17 protein-coding genes are annotated in these 16,482 nt (G+C 67.0%); 12 read left to right on the top strand and 5 right to left on the bottom strand.

What is annotated here, in order from left to right:
- Window positions 1-41: 41 nt before the first annotated feature.
- Window positions 42-1,289, bottom strand: coding sequence for a sensor histidine kinase (locus B9C43_RS04780; RefSeq protein ID WP_235038427.1), 1,248 nt, complete (start codon window positions 1,287-1,289; stop codon window positions 42-44).
- Window positions 1,290-1,440: 151 nt separating this feature from the next.
- Between B9C43_RS04780 and B9C43_RS04775 the strand changes: the two genes are divergently transcribed.
- Both B9C43_RS04775 and B9C43_RS04765 read left to right on the top strand, forming a co-directional pair.
- On the top strand, window positions 1,441-1,845 hold the full coding sequence (locus B9C43_RS04775) for a hypothetical protein (RefSeq protein ID WP_084424826.1): 405 nt from the start codon (window positions 1,441-1,443) through the stop codon (window positions 1,843-1,845).
- Window positions 1,846-2,193: 348 nt separating this feature from the next.
- Window positions 2,194-4,128, top strand: a complete 1,935-nt coding sequence (locus tag B9C43_RS04765) for an ABC1 kinase family protein (RefSeq protein WP_084424825.1) — start codon at window positions 2,194-2,196, stop codon at window positions 4,126-4,128.
- Here the strand turns inward: B9C43_RS04765 and B9C43_RS04760 are convergent.
- Window positions 4,103-4,750 (bottom strand): TetR/AcrR family transcriptional regulator, encoded by a 648-nt coding sequence (locus tag B9C43_RS04760; RefSeq protein ID WP_084424824.1) that lies wholly within the window; start codon window positions 4,748-4,750, stop codon window positions 4,103-4,105. The genes B9C43_RS04765 and B9C43_RS04760 overlap by 26 nt on opposite strands.
- Before the next feature lie 83 nt (window positions 4,751-4,833).
- Here B9C43_RS04760 and B9C43_RS04755 point away from each other — a divergent pair, with 83 nt between their 5' ends.
- Complete coding sequence (locus tag B9C43_RS04755; protein WP_084424823.1) at window positions 4,834-5,208, top strand: SgcJ/EcaC family oxidoreductase; 375 nt, start codon at window positions 4,834-4,836, stop codon at window positions 5,206-5,208.
- Here B9C43_RS04755 and B9C43_RS04750 read toward each other — a convergent pair.
- A complete protein-coding gene (locus B9C43_RS04750) occupies window positions 5,187-6,155 on the bottom strand; it encodes an LLM class flavin-dependent oxidoreductase (RefSeq protein ID WP_084424822.1) in 969 nt (322 codons plus the stop codon). The two genes, B9C43_RS04755 and B9C43_RS04750, sit on opposite strands and share 22 nt — an antisense overlap.
- A 167-nt stretch (window positions 6,156-6,322) precedes the next feature.
- Here B9C43_RS04750 and B9C43_RS04745 point away from each other — a divergent pair, with 167 nt between their 5' ends.
- From B9C43_RS04745 to B9C43_RS04710, 8 genes are all read left to right on the top strand, one after another.
- On the top strand, window positions 6,323-6,856 hold the full coding sequence (locus B9C43_RS04745; RefSeq protein ID WP_084424821.1) for a hypothetical protein: 534 nt from the start codon (window positions 6,323-6,325) through the stop codon (window positions 6,854-6,856).
- Entirely contained in the window at window positions 6,853-7,758 is a 906-nt protein-coding gene (locus B9C43_RS04740) for a copper resistance D family protein (RefSeq protein WP_084424820.1), read from the top strand. Before B9C43_RS04745 ends, B9C43_RS04740 begins: the two co-directional genes overlap by 4 nt.
- Before the next feature lie 28 nt (window positions 7,759-7,786).
- Window positions 7,787-8,725, top strand: a complete 939-nt coding sequence (locus B9C43_RS04735) for a cupredoxin domain-containing protein (protein WP_084424819.1) — start codon at window positions 7,787-7,789, stop codon at window positions 8,723-8,725.
- Between the two features lie 70 nt (window positions 8,726-8,795).
- On the top strand, window positions 8,796-9,251 hold the full coding sequence (locus B9C43_RS04730) for a YceI family protein (RefSeq protein WP_084424818.1): 456 nt from the start codon (window positions 8,796-8,798) through the stop codon (window positions 9,249-9,251).
- Window positions 9,248-9,838, top strand: a complete 591-nt coding sequence (locus B9C43_RS04725) for a cupredoxin domain-containing protein (RefSeq protein ID WP_084424817.1) — start codon at window positions 9,248-9,250, stop codon at window positions 9,836-9,838. Before B9C43_RS04730 ends, B9C43_RS04725 begins: the two co-directional genes overlap by 4 nt.
- 13 nt (window positions 9,839-9,851) lie before the next feature.
- Window positions 9,852-10,217 (top strand): VOC family protein, encoded by a 366-nt coding sequence (locus tag B9C43_RS04720; RefSeq protein WP_033391601.1) that lies wholly within the window; start codon window positions 9,852-9,854, stop codon window positions 10,215-10,217.
- Between the two features lie 29 nt (window positions 10,218-10,246).
- Window positions 10,247-10,921, top strand: a complete 675-nt coding sequence (locus B9C43_RS04715) for a FadR/GntR family transcriptional regulator (protein WP_084424816.1) — start codon at window positions 10,247-10,249, stop codon at window positions 10,919-10,921.
- Window positions 10,922-11,022: 101 nt separating this feature from the next.
- Window positions 11,023-11,961, top strand: coding sequence for a trypsin-like serine peptidase (locus B9C43_RS04710; RefSeq protein ID WP_084424815.1), 939 nt, complete (start codon window positions 11,023-11,025; stop codon window positions 11,959-11,961).
- Between the two features lie 50 nt (window positions 11,962-12,011).
- Here B9C43_RS04710 and B9C43_RS04705 read toward each other — a convergent pair whose 3' ends face one another.
- Window positions 12,012-13,172 carry a cytochrome P450 gene (locus B9C43_RS04705; protein WP_084424814.1) on the bottom strand — a complete coding sequence of 387 codons (1,161 nt, stop codon included), beginning with the start codon at window positions 13,170-13,172 and terminating at the stop codon, window positions 12,012-12,014.
- Window positions 13,173-13,273: 101 nt separating this feature from the next.
- Between B9C43_RS04705 and B9C43_RS04700 the strand changes: the two genes are divergently transcribed.
- A complete protein-coding gene (locus tag B9C43_RS04700) occupies window positions 13,274-15,355 on the top strand; it encodes an ATP-binding protein (RefSeq protein ID WP_143446117.1) in 2,082 nt (693 codons plus the stop codon).
- Here the strand turns inward: B9C43_RS04700 and B9C43_RS59915 are convergent.
- Window positions 15,319-16,425 carry a ThuA domain-containing protein gene (locus tag B9C43_RS59915; protein ID WP_327221622.1) on the bottom strand — a complete coding sequence of 369 codons (1,107 nt, stop codon included), beginning with the start codon at window positions 16,423-16,425 and terminating at the stop codon, window positions 15,319-15,321. The two genes, B9C43_RS04700 and B9C43_RS59915, sit on opposite strands and share 37 nt — an antisense overlap.
- Window positions 16,426-16,482 lie beyond the last annotated feature (57 nt).

Genomic DNA, 16,482 nt, shown 5'->3' with positions numbered 1-16,482 from the left:
CAGGGCCAACCTCACAGTGCCAATCCTCACTGTGCCAATCCTCATAGGGGAATCCTCGCCTTCACCCGCCACGTCCCGTTGTCAGGCCCGGCCTTGATCTGTCCACGAAGGACGGTCGTGCGCTCCCGCATGCCCGCGATCCCCCGGCCACCCCGGCTGCTCTGGGGTTGCCCGGTCAACGGGTTGGCCACCTCGACCTCGAGCGCGTCATGGCTCGCCTTGACCGCCAACGTCACCTTCACCTTGCCCGCGTGCTTCAACGCGTTCGTCAGGCACTCCTGCACAATCCGGTACGCCTCAGTGGACACCGCGAACGGCAGCCCGGGCACGTCTCCGGAGATCTCGGTCTGCACCGTGACGCCCGCCAGCCGCATGGTCCCGAGCAGATCGTCCAGGTCGGTCAACGTGTGCTGCGGCTGTGTGCCGGGCTCGTCCTCCCTGAGCAGGCCGAGGACGTGGTCGAGGTCGGCGAGCGCGTCCCGCGCGGCCTCCTCGATCGCCGACAGGGCACGCTGCGCGAACTCGGGATCCTTCGCCAGCACCCGCCCGGCGGCACTGGCCTGGATGGTGACCACGCTCAGCGCGTGCCCGACGGAGTCATGCAGTTCCCTGGCCAGCCGGTTGCGCTCGGCGAGCCGCTCGGCCCGGTGCTTGAGCTCGGCGAGGTGATCCGCGGGCGTCGGGCCGAGCAGGACCTGCGACAGCCTGGTCAGACCCACCCCGGCCAGATTCACCAGGTGCACGAGCACGATCGTGCTCACGACCGCGGCAACCGGGATCCACGCCGACTGCCAGCCGACCGGCACCCGCAGGTTCGCATCACCGATGAGCAGCCACTCACCGGTGAAGGGCGCCACGAACGACTGCAGCAAAGCGATCGGGACGTACAGCGTGAACCCGCCGATCGCAGTCCCGATCACGATGTGCACGAGAAACCACTGGCACGTCTTCCACCGCGCCTCCAGGTTGGTCGCGCGCATCGACGCCTGCACGGGCACCCCGGCGCCCAGCAGTTCGCGTGCCGCCGTGCCTTCCACGACCCGGACCGCTGGGATGAACGAGGTTCCCGCCGCCCAGGCAAGGACCGCGACGATCATCGTGACGGCGACGACCAGGGGCTGCTCGGCGGTGTCGCTGGGCAGCAGCAGGTGCAACACCGGCGGCACGATCGCCACGGCAGCCAGCGTGAAGGGAACGATCAAGGTCGCCCCGAGGACCAGGTACGTCCAGCGCCGATACGTCAGCCGACTGGCGACTGGCCCGACCACAGCACTGAACACTCCCGCCACGGCTCGATCTTCACATGAGCCCCCGCACCGCGGCTCACTCCCGGGAGTGATTGTTTGTTCAGCTGGTCACGCCGTTGCTGGACAATCCGCGCCGCCCCTAGCTTGGCCGCTGTCAACGTCTGTGAACATTTCCAAAGGAGCGAGACGCACCATGCTCAAGCACTGGGCCCGGCGGCTGACGGTCGTCACCTTTTCCGGGCTTCTGGGATTCAGCCTGCTGACCGCGTTACCTGCGCACGCGACACTCGGTGACGTGCTGAACCGTCTGCCGTCCAACTACGTCGTCAAGGTGGCCGAGTTCGGCATGGGTACGCAGTCCTGTCGCCTGGCGACCACGACAGTCCGGTGTGCGCACTGGTGGTTGCCGTCCGGCCAGTCCGACGACCAGATCAGGCCGGGCATGGACACCGACGCCTTCATGGTCGAGCGGGAGGTTCTCGTGATCCGGGCCGGGCTCGCCCGCCGGGTGCCCGCATTCGAGTACACCCAGATCGGCGATTTGGCGAACGTCGAATGCCGCGTCGATGGCGGACCGGTGTGCATCATCAGCCAATGAGCTTCAGCCGCCGATCGCGCAATTCGCGTGGGTGACGGGCCAGTCGATCACCACTGCGGTGTTGGTGCATTGCCCGGCGAGACTAGTCATGCCGCCCCGGGACAGAATGGGGGTGTGGAATTCGGCGGCGACCCGGATGGCTTCCGCCGCCGCATCCGGTTCTTGGGCAGTACCACCCCGATGGGTCCTTGCCGGAAGTTCGAAGCGTCTGCGGGATAGGCGGCTCTCGTTCCGGTGTCGGATCTGACCTCGCCGTCGACACGTTCGCGCCATGCCGGGCCCCTGGTCTCAGGGGCCCGGTCCGGGCCCCTCCAGCGGCAGGAGTGAGCGTCTGGTTGGGTGCCAGCCATGGGGTATCTGCTGCTAGGCATCGTCGGGGTGATCGGGTTCGGGCTCGTGACGTGGATCCTGATCGCAGGGGCGCGCAAGGTGCTCGGGGTCCGGGTCGGCATCGTCCGGGCGGCGATCGCGGCGGCAGCGGCGTGGAGCGTGGCCGGGTACATCGGCGGCCAGGCACCCGTGGTCGCGCCCGGCAGTGAGCCGATCGCCCTGCTGTTCATCATCCCGATCTTCGGTGGCACGCTCCTTGTCGCGGTCGCGATCCTGTTCGTGCTCGAGGTGATGAAGCCGAGCGGCACGGGCATGTGGTTCGTCGGCGGTCTGCGGTCCATTCCCGGCCGGATCAGCCGGGCCAGGCGCTACTCGAAGATCACCCGGATCGCCCTGCGGCACGGCCTTGGCCCGGCACTTCGCGGCAGGCTGCGGACCAGCGACCCGATCAAGCGGGCGCAGCTGGCCAGGTCGCTGCGCGAGGCCTTGGAGGAAGCCGGGGTCACGTTCGTCAAGCTCGGCCAGGTCCTGTCCACTCGCGCCGATCTGCTGCCACCGGAGTTCATCGAGGAGCTGAGCAGGCTGCAGGACCAGGTCTCCCCCGCGCCACGCGAGGAGATCGACAAGGTGCTGAGCGAGGAACTCGGCCAACCGGATGCCGTGTTCGCCGAAGTTGACGCCACGCCCTTGGCCAGCGCGTCGGTCGCGCAGGTGTACAAGGCAAAGCTGATCGACGGCACGGACGCGGTCGTGAAGGTGCAGCGGCCCGGGATCGGCGTGATCGTCGAACGGGACCTGGACATCATGTACCGCTTGGCCAGGACCCTCGAAGAACGAACGCAGTGGGCGCGGCGGCTCGGCGTGCTCGCCCTGGCCGACGGCTTCGCCAAGAACCTGATGGAGGAACTCGACTTCCGCGTCGAAGCCAAGAACATCCAGGCCATCTCGGCCGACGCGACGGTCCGCGTCCCGACTGTCCAGCGGGCCACAAGGCGGGTCCTCGTCATGGACCGGCTCGTGGGCACACCACTCGGGTCGGCCGCCGCCGAGATCGACGCGCGAGGACTCGACCGGACCGAGTTGGCCCGGTCCCTGCTGCATTGCTTGCTGCGTCAGGTGATGCGCAACGGCGTCTTCCACGCCGACCCGCACCCGGGCAACGTGATGCTGCTGGCGGACGGCAAGCTCGGCCTGCTCGACTTCGGGTCGGTCGGCAGGCTGGACGGCTCGCTGCGCACCGGCTTGCAGAACCTCTTGGTCGCCATCGATCGCGGTGACCCCGCGGCGTTGCGTGACGGGTTGCTGGAGGTGGTGTCCCGGCCGGACGACATCGACGAACTCAAACTCGAACGAGCGCTTGGCCAGTTCATCGCCCGGCACTTCGCCGGTGGCGCCGCGCCGGACGTCGAGATGTTCACGGACCTGTTCCGGCTGGTCACCACCTATGGGCTGAGCGTGCCGCCGGAGATCGCGGCGGTGTTCCGCGCACTGGCCACAATGGAGGGAACGCTCGCCGGGCTGGCGCCCGGCTTCAACATCGTCGTGGAGTCCCGTGCCTACGCCGGGGTTCGGCTCAGCGAGCAGATGGATCCGGCGTCATTGCGCAAGACCGCGACGGAGGAACTGCTAACGCTGCTGCCGGTCCTGCGCAGGCTGCCGCGCCGGATCGACCGGATCGGCGGCGCGCTGGAGGAGGGCAGGCTGTCGGTCAACGTCCGGCTGTTCGCCGACGAACGCGACCGGCAGCTGATCAACAACATCGTGCACCAGGGCCTGCTCGCGTTCATCGGCGCGACGACGGGAATCATGGCCGTGCTGCTGCTCGGCACGACCGGCGGCCCACGCCTGGTCGCCGAAATCACGCTGCACCAGGTGATCGGCTACAACCTGCTGGTGATCAGCGTCCTGATCGGCCTGCGGCTGCTGTTCATGATCTTCCGGAATCAGCGCTAGACCAGCGTTCGGTGAACAGGTTCATGCCGGGTGGCTCGCCGGGCATCGGCTGATCGCTCGGGCGCAGTCCCGCCAGGGCGATGGCGGTCACGCGTTGCTGCGCGTTCCTCGCCGCCTCCAGCAGGTCTTCGCGGCCTTGCTGCTGGAGTTGTTCGATCAGCGGGGACTTGGTCAGCTGCTCGATGATCAGCAGCACGTCCACCAGCGTGACGTCCTCGCGCAACACACCGGCTTCGTGGGCGTTGGCGACGAGCGCCTCGAAAGCCTTGTCGGAGCGGGCGTTCTTCGCGGCCATCTCCTCGGTGATGGTGACCTTCCCGGCAAGCGGTGCCAGTGAGCCCATACCGACGGCGCTGGTCACGTAGTGCACGATCCCGTCCCACGGGTCGTCCTTGGCCAGGGCTTGTTCGGCGATCTCGGTCCACTGGTCCAGTGCGATCTCGACCAGGTGCTGGAACAACTCGTCCTTCGAGCGGTAACGGCGGTACAGGCTGCCGATCCCGACCCCCGCTCTGGCCGCGATCGAGGCGACCGAGGCGTGCACCCCGTCTACGGCGAGCACCTCTCTGGCCGCTTTGAGCAGCGCGCGATCGTTGCGTTCGGCTTCGGCAGTCCTCGGCATGGCCTAGATCATAACCACTTGCGGAGCGAAACACTCCGGTTCTAAGCTAGCGGAGCGAAACGCTCCGTTTGAAGGGATCGATCATGGAAGACATCAAGCAGGTCGTGACGAACAGCGACAAGCTGCAGAACGACCCGGACGGCTTCGCCGACCTGCTCACCGAGGACGCCAACCTGGTCAACATCGCCGGGCGCAGGCTGCACGGCCGCGAGAACATCCGTGCCGCGTACCGCAAGGCCATGGCCTCACAGCTCGCCCAGGTGCAGACCAGGATCGAGATCCACGACGCGTGGCTGGTGCAGCCCGACGTCGCCGTGGTCACCGCGACCAAGCATGTCTCGGACGAACGCGACGAGCCGAACGCGCCCCTGCCGGACAAGGGCGCGGTGACGTTCGTCCTCGCCAAGCGCGGCGAGCAGTGGCTGATCGCCTCGGTTCAGACGACCCCGATCAAGTGACCTAGCCGTTCGATGGTGCGACGGGTGAGCTGGGGGTCGCCACACCCGTCCACCATGAGGATGTAGTGCTCGATGCCGGAAGCGTTGCGCCGCAAGTGCTCAAGGCACTGCTCGGCGGTACCGACCGGGCTGATCCCGATCAGCTGCTCGGTGTAGCCGACCGGATCCCGCGGGGTGCGCGGCCGGTCGTCGACGGCGACGTAACCTTTCAGCCCCGGCCCAAGCCATTGCGGCATAAGAGTTCTGAGCTCGTGGACGGCCTGCTCCCGCGTGTCGGCGACATGCGTGAGTACGGCTCCGATGTGCTCCGTTGCTGCGCCACCTGCCTGCCGGTAGGCGTCGATCATGGCAGCTTTACGGGTGTCGTCGAGGTCCATCCCCAGCAACATCGGCAGGTTTCGCCGCGCAGCCACCTCGACGGTTCCCGGCGACGTGCACGCGATCGCCAACCGTGGCCGCCTTCCAGGTTTCGGCACCATCGGCACCTCACTGAACTCGAACCGGCCAGTGCTTTTGACCTGCGGTTCGGTCAGGCACTCGATGAGCAGGTCGAGGCTTTCAGCGAACCCGTTCTCCCACCGGTCCAGCCCGGTGCCGAACACCTCCAGGTCACGCCACGGCCCGCCACGCCCCACCCCGAGGTGCAACCGCCCGCCGGACATCTGGTCGAGCATGGTCACCTGTTCGGCGAGCATCACCGGATGAGTCGTCGACAGCACGCTGACCGCCGTGCCAACCGTGATCCTTTCCGTACGCCCCAAGGCATGCGCCGCGAACGTGATCGCCGATGGACAGACGCCGTATGACATGAAGTGGTGCTCGGCGATCCACACATCGTCGAATCCCGCCTGCTCAGCCCAGACCACAGCGTCCGACGCACGCCGCAGGGCGTCCCGGTCGTCTTGCGCCGGAAAACGACCTGCCAGCAAGAACACGCCAAATCTCATGCGATCCAGTGTGCTGTTAACCAGGCGTGTCCCCGATCTCACCCCATTGATCAGTCAGCCGTGCGGCCAGCTTTACCATTGAGTCATCGGATCGCTACGCGCAGCAATGAGCCCGGCTGGTCTACTTCGCCGTACTCCACACGGTCGAGACCTCAAGGGGACATCCGATGGCGACCGGACTCAAGCGGGAACACTTCGTCGCGGCAGGCTTGGTCGGCACGGTGGTCGTGGTGCTCGGCTTCGCGTCCGGCCTCGGGTTGCGCCAGCAACCCGGTGACACAGCACAGGCACAGAGCACCCCGCCCGCCAGGCCGCCGACCACGCGGACGCAGACCACCCAGCAGCAGCCCGCTCCCGTTCAACCGGTCGGTGGTGGTTCCGTGGGTGGCGGCGGAGTCGTTGCGCCCCAGCCGATCCAGGGACGCCCGGATCCGACTACTCCGGCTCTGACGCCACCACCCCACACCGGGCACCCCTCAACGCCGCCCTCGGCACCGCCATCAACGACAACACCGAGCCCGCCGCCGTGCGATCCTGGTCTGCTGCGCGCACTCGTGGACACAGTGGACGGAACGGTCGGCGGTCTTACCGGATTGCTCGGTCTGCCAACCGAACCGTTGGCACCAGTGACGGACCCGTTGCTGGGCACGGACTGCCAGCCGCCCACAACGACCACCACCACGACAACCACTGCCCGATGATCGTCGCCGATTCGGCACGCGAGCTGTACGTCTTCGCCCGCGTGCTCGACTATCTCGGGATCACTTTGTTCGTCGGCGGGTGCCTGTTCGTCGCGTTGCTGTGGCCGAGTGGCGGCGACGATCCCCGGACGCGGCGACTGCTGGGCATCGGCTGGTTCCTCGGCCTGGCAGGCACACTGGCCGCGATCGCGTTCCAGGCGGCGTGGGTTACCCAGCAACCGGTCACCCTGGCAGCCGTCCAGCAGCTGCTCACTGTCCAAGTCGGACGCGTATGGTTCGCCAAGGCGCTGTTATGGGTGCTTGCCACGGTGGTACTCGCCGACCTGTTGCAGCGCAGGGAAAAAGCGGCCCGGTCCGCGGCCTGGCGCGTCGGCGCGGGCGCGGTCGCACTCGGCCTGTTACGCACTGCGGGACTCACCGGGCACGCCGTCGACGCGCCTGACAAGACGGTCGCGGAGATCGCCGCGTTGGTGCACCTGGCCGGAGTCTGCGCGTGGTTCGGCGGACTGGCGTTCCTGCTGCTGGGTGTCCTCCCCCGCAGGCACCCGGACGAACTGGCCACGGTGACGCCCAAGTACTCCAGGCTGGCGATGATCAGCGTGATCGTCATCGTGCTGGCGGGAACCGTGCTGGCACTGCAACTGCTGCCGTCACTGGACGTCCTGGTGACCACCGGCTACGGCAGGCTGCTGCTGATCAAGCTCGCCGTCTTCGCGGTCATCCTCGGCGCCGCCCAGCTGAGCAAACGCTGGGTCAAACGGCGGCTCGACTTCGCTGTCGTGTTACGCGGCGACTCCGCGACCGTGCGCCCGTTCGTCTACTCGGTCGCTGTGGAGACCGTCCTCGTCGTCGCCGTTCTCGTCGCGGCGAGCTTGCTCGTCACCGCCAATCCCGGCCGGTGATGTGTCCCTGTGAGAGGAGAACACCCCCATGGACAAGCCTGATCCACCAGACGAGCGGGTCACGTACCGCGGCCGTCTGCTCGGCGCGCTCGCCCTAGTGGCGATCGCCGGATCGCTGTTCGCGTTGTTCACGCTGGCTGCCCCGGTTCGTACGGACTCGACGCCCGCTCAGGTCGGCCTCGCCGCCCAGAACGACGCGCTCGCCGTGCCGGAGTTGCCCGCACTGGCCGCCCCGGCGCAGGCCGCGCCGGTCCAAGCCGCAGCACCGGCCACTGCCCAGCCCGCAGCGGCGAAGACAGTCGAGATCATGGGCTACAAGTACATGCCCGCCGACCTGACCATCGCCGTCGGCGACACGGTGACGTGGACCAACCACGACAGTGCGCCGCACAACGTCGTGGTCACCGACGGGCCGGAGAAGTTCACCTCGCCCCTGCTGCAGCAAGGCCAGACCTACACGTACACGTTCAGCAAGGCGGGGACGTACTCCTACTTCTGCTCGGTGCATCCGGACATGACGGCCAAGGTCACCGTGACCGGCGGTTCGACGCCACCGCCGACCACCCAGCCGCCGACGTCACCACCCACCACGGCGCCACCCACCACGGCGCCACCGGCCAAGTGCGTGCCGAAGGCGGCGCTGGAGCCATTCATCGCGCACGTTCGAGCGGCACACCTGCAGACCTCGCCGCTCACCCAGGTGACCGAGATCCTCAACACCGATCAGTACGTCAAGACCCACACCGTGATGCTCGACCAGATGCTCGTGCCCATTGTGGACGGTACGACCAGCAAGGCGGTGACCGACGCACTGAACCCGCTGATCACGCACATCCGCGCGGCACACCTGCAGACGTCACTGTTCACGCAGCTCACCGAGCTGCTCAACGCCGACCAGTACATCAAGACCCACACCGTGATGCTGGACCAGGTGCTCACACCACTGCTGAGCCAGGCGGCGTGCTGACGTCGCCGTGAGGGCGGCCCGGCCAGGGCTTAGCTGGCCGGGCCTGCCTCATTCTGCCTCGGAGGCAACCATGACTGACACACTCACCCTCTGCCCGGACCGCTGCGTCATCGAAGTCACGCCACGAGTGCTCGGCCTTCCGCTGACCAGAGCACGGTTGCGAGCACGCGACGGCGAGCTCACCGACTCGATCTCGATCACAGTCGAGGCCGCCTCGCTCAAGACACCGTTACTCGGCCGGGCGCTGCGAGGCCACAAAGGACTGTCCACGAACCGCTATCCCACCATCGCGTTCCAGGCCGAGCGAGCCGGCGACGACTTCACCGGAACGGTTCGCGTGCGCCAGACCGACTGTGTCCTGACCCTGCGCACGAAGACCATCACGGTCGACAAGGACACCGTGATCATCTGGGGACGCGGGCGGATCGGCCGGTCGCAGCCGCGGACCCGGCGGCTCAACCTGCCCGCCCGGCTGCTGAGCCGCCGCAAGCTGCACGTCGAGATCGCCGCGGAGTTCACCCGATGAGCCGAATCCTCGTGGTACTGGCCCTGTTCATGCTCATGGCCGCACCCACCGCCGCCGCGGCGACGCAACAGGTCCACATGTCCGGCTACGCCTACGGACCCGGCACGCTGACGATCAACGTCGGCGACACGGTGACGTGGACCAATCACGACCAAGCACCGCATGACGCTGTCACCACAGCCGGACCCGCGCAGTTCCGCTCACCGATGCTGAACACCGGGCAGACGTGGAGCTTCACCTTCACCACACCGGGGACCTACTCGTACTACTGCTCGGTCCATCCGGACATGCGCGGCCAGATCGTGGTCCGCCAAGCGGCCCAGGCACCAACACCTCAACAACAGCAACAACCTGCACCGTCGCAGCGGCGGCAATCAGCAACCCCGGCACCGCGCACTCAGCAGACCTCTGCCGTTGTCGTACCGGAACCAGTTGAGGAAACGCCTGTGGCGCAACAACCTGTGGCGGCAGCTGCGCCCGCGCCGCCGCCGCGCATGGGCCTCGACCCACTGCTGTTGGTCGCCGGCCTGGTCGCGGGTGTCGCCACGTTGTGCCTACTGCTGATTGGTTCACGATCGGCTGGGTGAGTATGGTCTGCGGGTGATTACCGGCATGCACGCCATTGTCTACTCGAAACAGGCGGAGGAGACCCGGGCGTTCTTCCGCGACGTACTGGGCTGGCCATCGGTCGATGCCGGTGGCGGCTGGTTGATCTTCCAGTCGCCGCCCGCGGAGGTCGCGGCGCACCCGACCGACGGCGATGGCGCACACGAGCTGTACCTGATGTGCGACGACATCGAGGCCACCGTCGCCGAACTCAAGGCCAAGGGCGTCGAGTTCACCACGGACGTCACCGATCAGGGCTGGGGTCTGCTCACCGAGTTCGCCCTGCCCGGCGGCGGCACGATGGGTCTTTACCAGCCACGTCATCCCATCGCGGCGGACATGCCGCATACTGGGGCGTGAGACATCCGATGTCTAACGAGAGGTGAGGCGTGGCGGTAACCGACGACGCGATCCTGCGCGTCCGGGAAATGATCATGTCCGGCGAGCTGAAGCCGGGCGACCGGCTGCCGCGGGAAGCCGACCTTGCCGATCGTCTCGGGCTGTCGCGTAACTCGCTGCGTGAGGCTGTGCGGGCGTTGTCCCTGGTCAGGGTGCTCGACGTGCGCCAGGGCGACGGCACGTACGTCTCCAGCCTGCGCGCGGGCGAACTGCTCGGCGCGCTGTCGTTCGTGCTGGACCTGCACCGCAGCGAGGAGTCGGTGCTGGAGATGCTCGAAGTCCGCCGGATTCTCGAGCCCGCGGCCACCGCGACCGCCGCGTTGTCGGTCAGCGAAGAGGACATCGAGGAGCTGCGCAAGCTCTGTGACGCCACCGAGCAGGCCGCGTCGGTCGAGGAACTGGTCGAGCACGACCTGCAGTTCCACCGGCGGATCGTGGCCGCCGCGGGCAACAACTACCTGGCACAGCTGATGGACACCCTCGCAGGGCCGACCGTCCGGGTCCGGATCTGGCGCGGCATCTCGCAGGGCGGCGCGGTCGACCGCACGGTCGCCGAGCACCGCGCGATTGTCGCCGCGCTCGAAGCCCGCCAGCCGGAGCTGGCGCGCTCGTGGGCCACCGTGCACGTGGCCGGAGTCGAGCAGTGGCTGCGGGACCTGGGCTGATCTAACCCTTCTGTCGGTAGCTGAACCGTTCCAGGCTGGTTCTTCTCCGGGTCGCGAGTTACCTTCGGGTAACCCTGCTCCCCACCCGGAAAAGAGCCGGCATGAAACGAGTACTCGTCTTAGCCGTGACCGGATTGGCAGTGGCCGCGTTCACCACACCCGCCGCACAGGCGAAGAGCGCAGCCACATCGCATTTGGCTACACATCTCGCGGCGACGACCGCGGACGCAGCGAGGGCCGTGACGGCGTTCTGGACGCCCGAGCGGATGCGTTCGGCGAAGCCGCTTGATCTCATCTCCATCACCCGAAACGCCGTGAAGAACGTGGCGGGCGGCTTACCCACGGTGGTACCGCAGTCCATTCCGAACGGTGGTGCGGTGTGGACCGGCGGAGGCGCGGTCACCAAGACCGCGGGCCGGGTGTTCTTCACCTATCAGGGCCGGACGGCCTCGTGCAGCGGCAACGCGGTGACCAGTGGCAACAAGAGCACTGTGATCACAGCGGGGCACTGCGTGAAGCTGGAGGGCACGTTCCACACCAACTGGGTGTTCGTTCCCGGCTACAACGACGGGAACACGCCTTACGGCACGTGGACGGCGAAGAGCACGCACGCCACCCCGCAGTGGGTGGCCAGCGAGGACATCAACTACGACATCGGCGCGGCCGTCGTCAACCAGCTCAACGGCCAGAACCTGACTGATGTCGTTGGGGCCCAAGGCATCGCGTTCAACCAGGCGCGCGGCCAGAACATGTACGCCTTCGGCTACTCGGCCGCGGCGCCGTACGACGGGTCGAAGCTGATCTACTGCAGTGGCCGGGTGTTCAACGACTTCCTGCTGTCGCGGGGAATCGGGATGAACTGCAACCAGACCGGCGGCTCGAGCGGCGGGCCGTGGTTCCTGTCGTTCAGCGAGGCGACCGGTACCGGCACGCTGAACTCGGTGAACAGCTTCAAGTACAACTTCTTCCCGAACTGGATGTTCGGCCCCTACTTCGGCGCCGAAGCCCAGAACCTCTACAACTCGGTTCAGGCCAGCTAGAAGGTAAAAGCCCTGCGAGCCCTCGTCCCTGCCACGAGGGCTCGCAGAGGTCACCACGCGACCGGCAACGCCACGAGCCCCCGCAGGGCTCCACCGGTCCGCCAAGTCAGACTCTCCTGCGCCGCACCGAGCCGCAACTCGGGCAGCCTTTCACTCAACGTCGCAAGGGCCACTTGAAGTTCCAACCGGGCCAGCTGCGCACCCAGACAGTAGTGGATGCCATGCCCCAAGCCGACATGCGGGTTGGGTGACCGGGTCACGTCGAGCCTGTGCGGGTGACGGAAAACTCTCGGATCCCGGTTGGCCGCCGACCGGTCCGCGAACACGGCCTCACCTGCCCGGACCGTCCCACCCGACAACGTCACGTCCTCGACGGCCCATCGCGGCGTCCCGACGGTTGCGGCTAACGGCAAGAACCGCAGCAGTTCCTCGACCGCGGAGGGCACCAGTTTCGGCGGCACCAAACCGCCGAGGTGGGTGAGCATGGCGTACACCGAGTTGCCGATCTGGTTGGCGGTCGTCTCGAACCCGGCGGCGAGCAGACCGGCGGCCAGGAACAGCAGCTCGTGCTCGGTCAGCTTGCCGTAGCCGTCACGGGCCTCGACCAGTGCGCCGAGCAGGTCATCGGTCGGCCTCTCCCGGCGCTGCCCGACCAGCCCGGCCATGTACGCCAGCAGCGGCTCGGTGTCCGCACCGGTCAGGAACGTCTGCGCCCAGCCTGTGAAATCCGGCCGATCGGCCACCGGTACGCCAAGCAGCTCGCAGATCATGGTGATCGGCAGTGGCACCGCGAGGTCCCCGACCAGATCGGCCGATTCGTGCTCGACCATGCGGTCGATCAGGTCCGTCGTAACCGTCACGGCGCGCGTCCGCAACCGCTCGACTCGCCGTGCCGTGAACGTGCCCGCGACCAACTTGCGCAGCCGCGTGAGGTCTGGCGGGTCCATGTCGAGCATGCCTCGCGGTTGGACGTGCGGCGTCACGCGAGGTTCATCACGGCCAACCCCAGCGGCGCGGCTGAAGCGGCTGTCGACCAGTACCGTGCGGACGTCGTCATGCCGCGTGACCAGCCACGCCTCTCCCCCGTACGGCAACCGCACCCTGCATAACGGCTCATTCTCACGGATGTAGTCGTAAACGGGGTCCAGCTCGAGCCGCTGGTACTCGGTGAAGGGGTACGACCGCACCTCTCGGTTAGTGGACACGCGCATTCGCCCAGCGTGACGTTCCGTGGCCGCGCCGGTAAAGCACGACGTAACGTGCCGTAACGCGTTCTGGTCTGTGAACATCCGAGCTGTTACGTTCGATTGCTGTGAGTGCCCGGTGCGCGATGTGTCAGAACGCGCTGCCGGAACCGGCGACGCGCGCGTATTGCTCCAACGCGTGCCGTCAGCGTGCTTACCGGCAGCGGATGGTGCAGGCGACGGCCAAGCCGGCCGATCGGCTTGTCAGCAACCTTCCCGCTGAGCGGGACAGCTTCATCGGGCGGCAACAGGAACTGATCACAGTGGACAGGCTGCGCCGCAAGCACCGGCTGATCACCCTGACCGGCAGCGCGGGCGCGGGCAAGACCCGGCTCGCGGTCGCCGCGGCGAGCCGTGCCGACCGCACCGACACCGACCGGGTTCTCCTGGTGGAACTGGGAGCTGTGACCGACGAGCACCTGATCGAGCAGACCGTCGCGGCCGCCGCGGGTCTGGTCGAGCACAGCGACGAATCGATCATGGAGACCATCGTCGCGACCTTGCGCACCATGCGGGTGCTGGTCGTGGTGGACAATTGCGAACACGTGCTGGAGTCGTGCGCGAAGCTCGCGGACACGTTGTTGTCCCAGTGTCCCGGCCTGCGGATCCTGGCCACGAGCCGGGAACCCCTGCGGATCACCGGCGAGGTCACCGTTCGCGTCGATGGACTGGCCACTGGACAAGACACCAGCGTCAACGCCTTGCGGCGCATGGAATCCGTGCGGCTGTTCGTGGAACGTGCCAAAGAGATGGTGCCGGAGTTCCGTTTGCCAGCCGCCGAAACGCACGCCGTCGCCGCCTTGTGCACACGGCTGGACGGTATTCCGCTGGCCATCGAACTGGCCGCGAAATGGGTGCCTGTATTGCCGGTCGGCGAGATCTGCGCCCGGCTCGACAGCCGGTTCGACCTGCTCGTGCTGGGCGGACGGACCCGGCCGAACCGGCAACGCAGCCTGTGGGAAGCGATCGACTGGAGCTATCAACTGCTTGCCACGAGCGAACAGCGCGCGTTGCGCCGGTTGTCGGTCTTCACAGGCGGGTTCGATCTGGACGCCGCGGCCGCGGTGTGTGGCACGGACGCCGACACGACGTTGAACATGATTTCCCGGCTGCAGGCCAAATCCCTGCTGACGCCGATCGGCCGGACGCGGTTCCGGATGCTGGAGTCGATCCGGCTGTACGCCATGCGACGGCTGACTGAAGCCGACGAAGCCACCTTGGCCTTCGACGCCTTGACCACCTGGCTCACCGAACTTGTCTCGGCGTTCGTGTCCAGGCCGATGTCCGTTCCCCGCGCGGTACACCGGCAGACCACGGAACAGGTGGAGAGCTGGCGGGTCGCCTGCGAGTGGACGGCGTCGTCCGGCGATCCCCGGCATCTGGCAATGGCCATCGGGCTGGCTGTGGCAGAGGCGAACCTGGGGTTCATCGCCGACGCCCGCAAGGTCCTGCGGAACGCACTGACGGATGGCACCCAAGAATATCGTTGCACGGCAATGGATCGCGCCGCATGGTTCGCCGGCTTCCAAGGCGAGTTCGCCGAAGCGCTCGACTACGCGGAGCAAAGCCTTGCCATCGCCAAAGAACTCGCTGACCCGGCGTTGATCACGAACTGCCTGACCACTTTGGCCTGTGTCCAGCAGATGGCCGGCGAACTCGATCTGGCGCTGGCCCACCGGACCGAGTGTGTCCGGATGGTCCGCGAATTGCGCCAACCGCACGCAACCGCAACCTGCCTCGTACACCTTGCTTGGTCACATCAGCTGGATGGCGACCACGTCCGAGCTCATGCGCTTGCCAGCGAAAGCCTGGCGATCTGCCGTGAGATCGACTCCACCACGCGAACCTCGGAGGCGCTCAACGTCCTCGGAGCGATCGCGTTGCGGCGCAACGACATCGACGCGGCCGAACGGGCGTTCAACGAAGTTCTGGCCAGTGGACCCAAATACCCGCACAACCTGCCCAACGCGATTGAAGGGCTCGCCGTGGCCGCCGTCATGCGGGGCGACCACGAGCGAGCCCTTCAGCTCTACGACCAAGCGCGACCCATGCGACGGGCCACTGGCGTCATCGGCGATCCGTACTGGCAGAAGATGGTCGCCGATGCCCTCGATCAGGTTCCGTACACGTCGAACTCGAACAACGAATAGCCCCATGCCGTGGCCCTGGCGGTGCCGAAGACCCGGACATAGCGAGCGTTCGTCGCGGTGAACGTGATGTCGTCCACTCCGCCGTCACTGGCGGACTGCGTGTTCACAGTGGACCACGTGCTGTTGTTCTCCGACGTCTCGATCCGGTACGAGCGGCCGTAAGCGGCTTCCCACTGCAGCCGGACCCGGGACACCGAGCGGACCTGGCCGAGGTCGACCGAGATCCACTGTGGATCCGCGAACTGCGATGACCAACGGGTGCCGGTGTTTCCGTCCACCGCGTTGCCCGCGCCGTAGGACGCGTTCTCCACAGAGGACGCCGTGGCCGGACGGCCACGCGACAGCAGCTGCGGTCCAGGCTGGGTGCTGGGTGCGCAGTCACCCGGGACCATGCCTGCCACCCACCGGATTCCGCCGAGCAGCATGGTGCGGAAGTTGCCTTCGGTGTACGACTGCTGCGTGTGGCCCAGGCCCGAGTACCACGCGCGACCGCCCTGGTAGTTCTTGCACCAGACGATCGGGTGGTCGGCGCCCATGTTGCCGCCGGTGTAAGTGGATTCGTCCAGCCGGGCCAGGACCTTGGCGTCACTGCGGGGATTGGTGCGGTAGTTGTACAGCTCGTCGGTACGAACCCAGGCCGCCGGCAGGTGTGCTGTCGACGGGTGGGAAAGGTCGTCCACACGCACGGTCACCTGCTGGATCTGCGGGTGCGAGTGGAAGTACGCGCCGACCAGGTTGCCGTAGAACGGCCAGTTGTATTCGGTGTCCGCTGCCGCGTGGACACCGACGTAACCGCCGCCACTGCCGATGTACTGCTCGAACGCGGTCTGCTGGGTCGCGTTGAGCACGTCACCGGTCGTGTTGAGGAACACCACGACCTTGTACTGAGCGAGGTTGGTCGTGGTGAACCGGGCGGCGTCCTCGGTCGCGTCGACGGTGAAGTTGTTGGCACTGCCCAGTTCCCGCAGCGCCTGGATACCGGCCGGAATCGAGTCGTGCCGGAATCCTGCCGTCTTGGAGAAGACCATGATCCGGTATGGCGGGTCGGCCGCCTGACTGACACCTGTCACAAGGGAGACCATAAGCGACAGTGCAAGGGCTGCGGAGATCAAAACAGCCGAACCAGC

This window comes from Kibdelosporangium aridum, assembly GCF_900176515.1.
GTDB lineage: Bacteria > Actinomycetota > Actinomycetes > Mycobacteriales > Pseudonocardiaceae > Kibdelosporangium > Kibdelosporangium aridum.
Note: the sequence above shows the minus strand (reverse complement) of the source record. Positions and strands in the feature narration are given on the sequence as shown.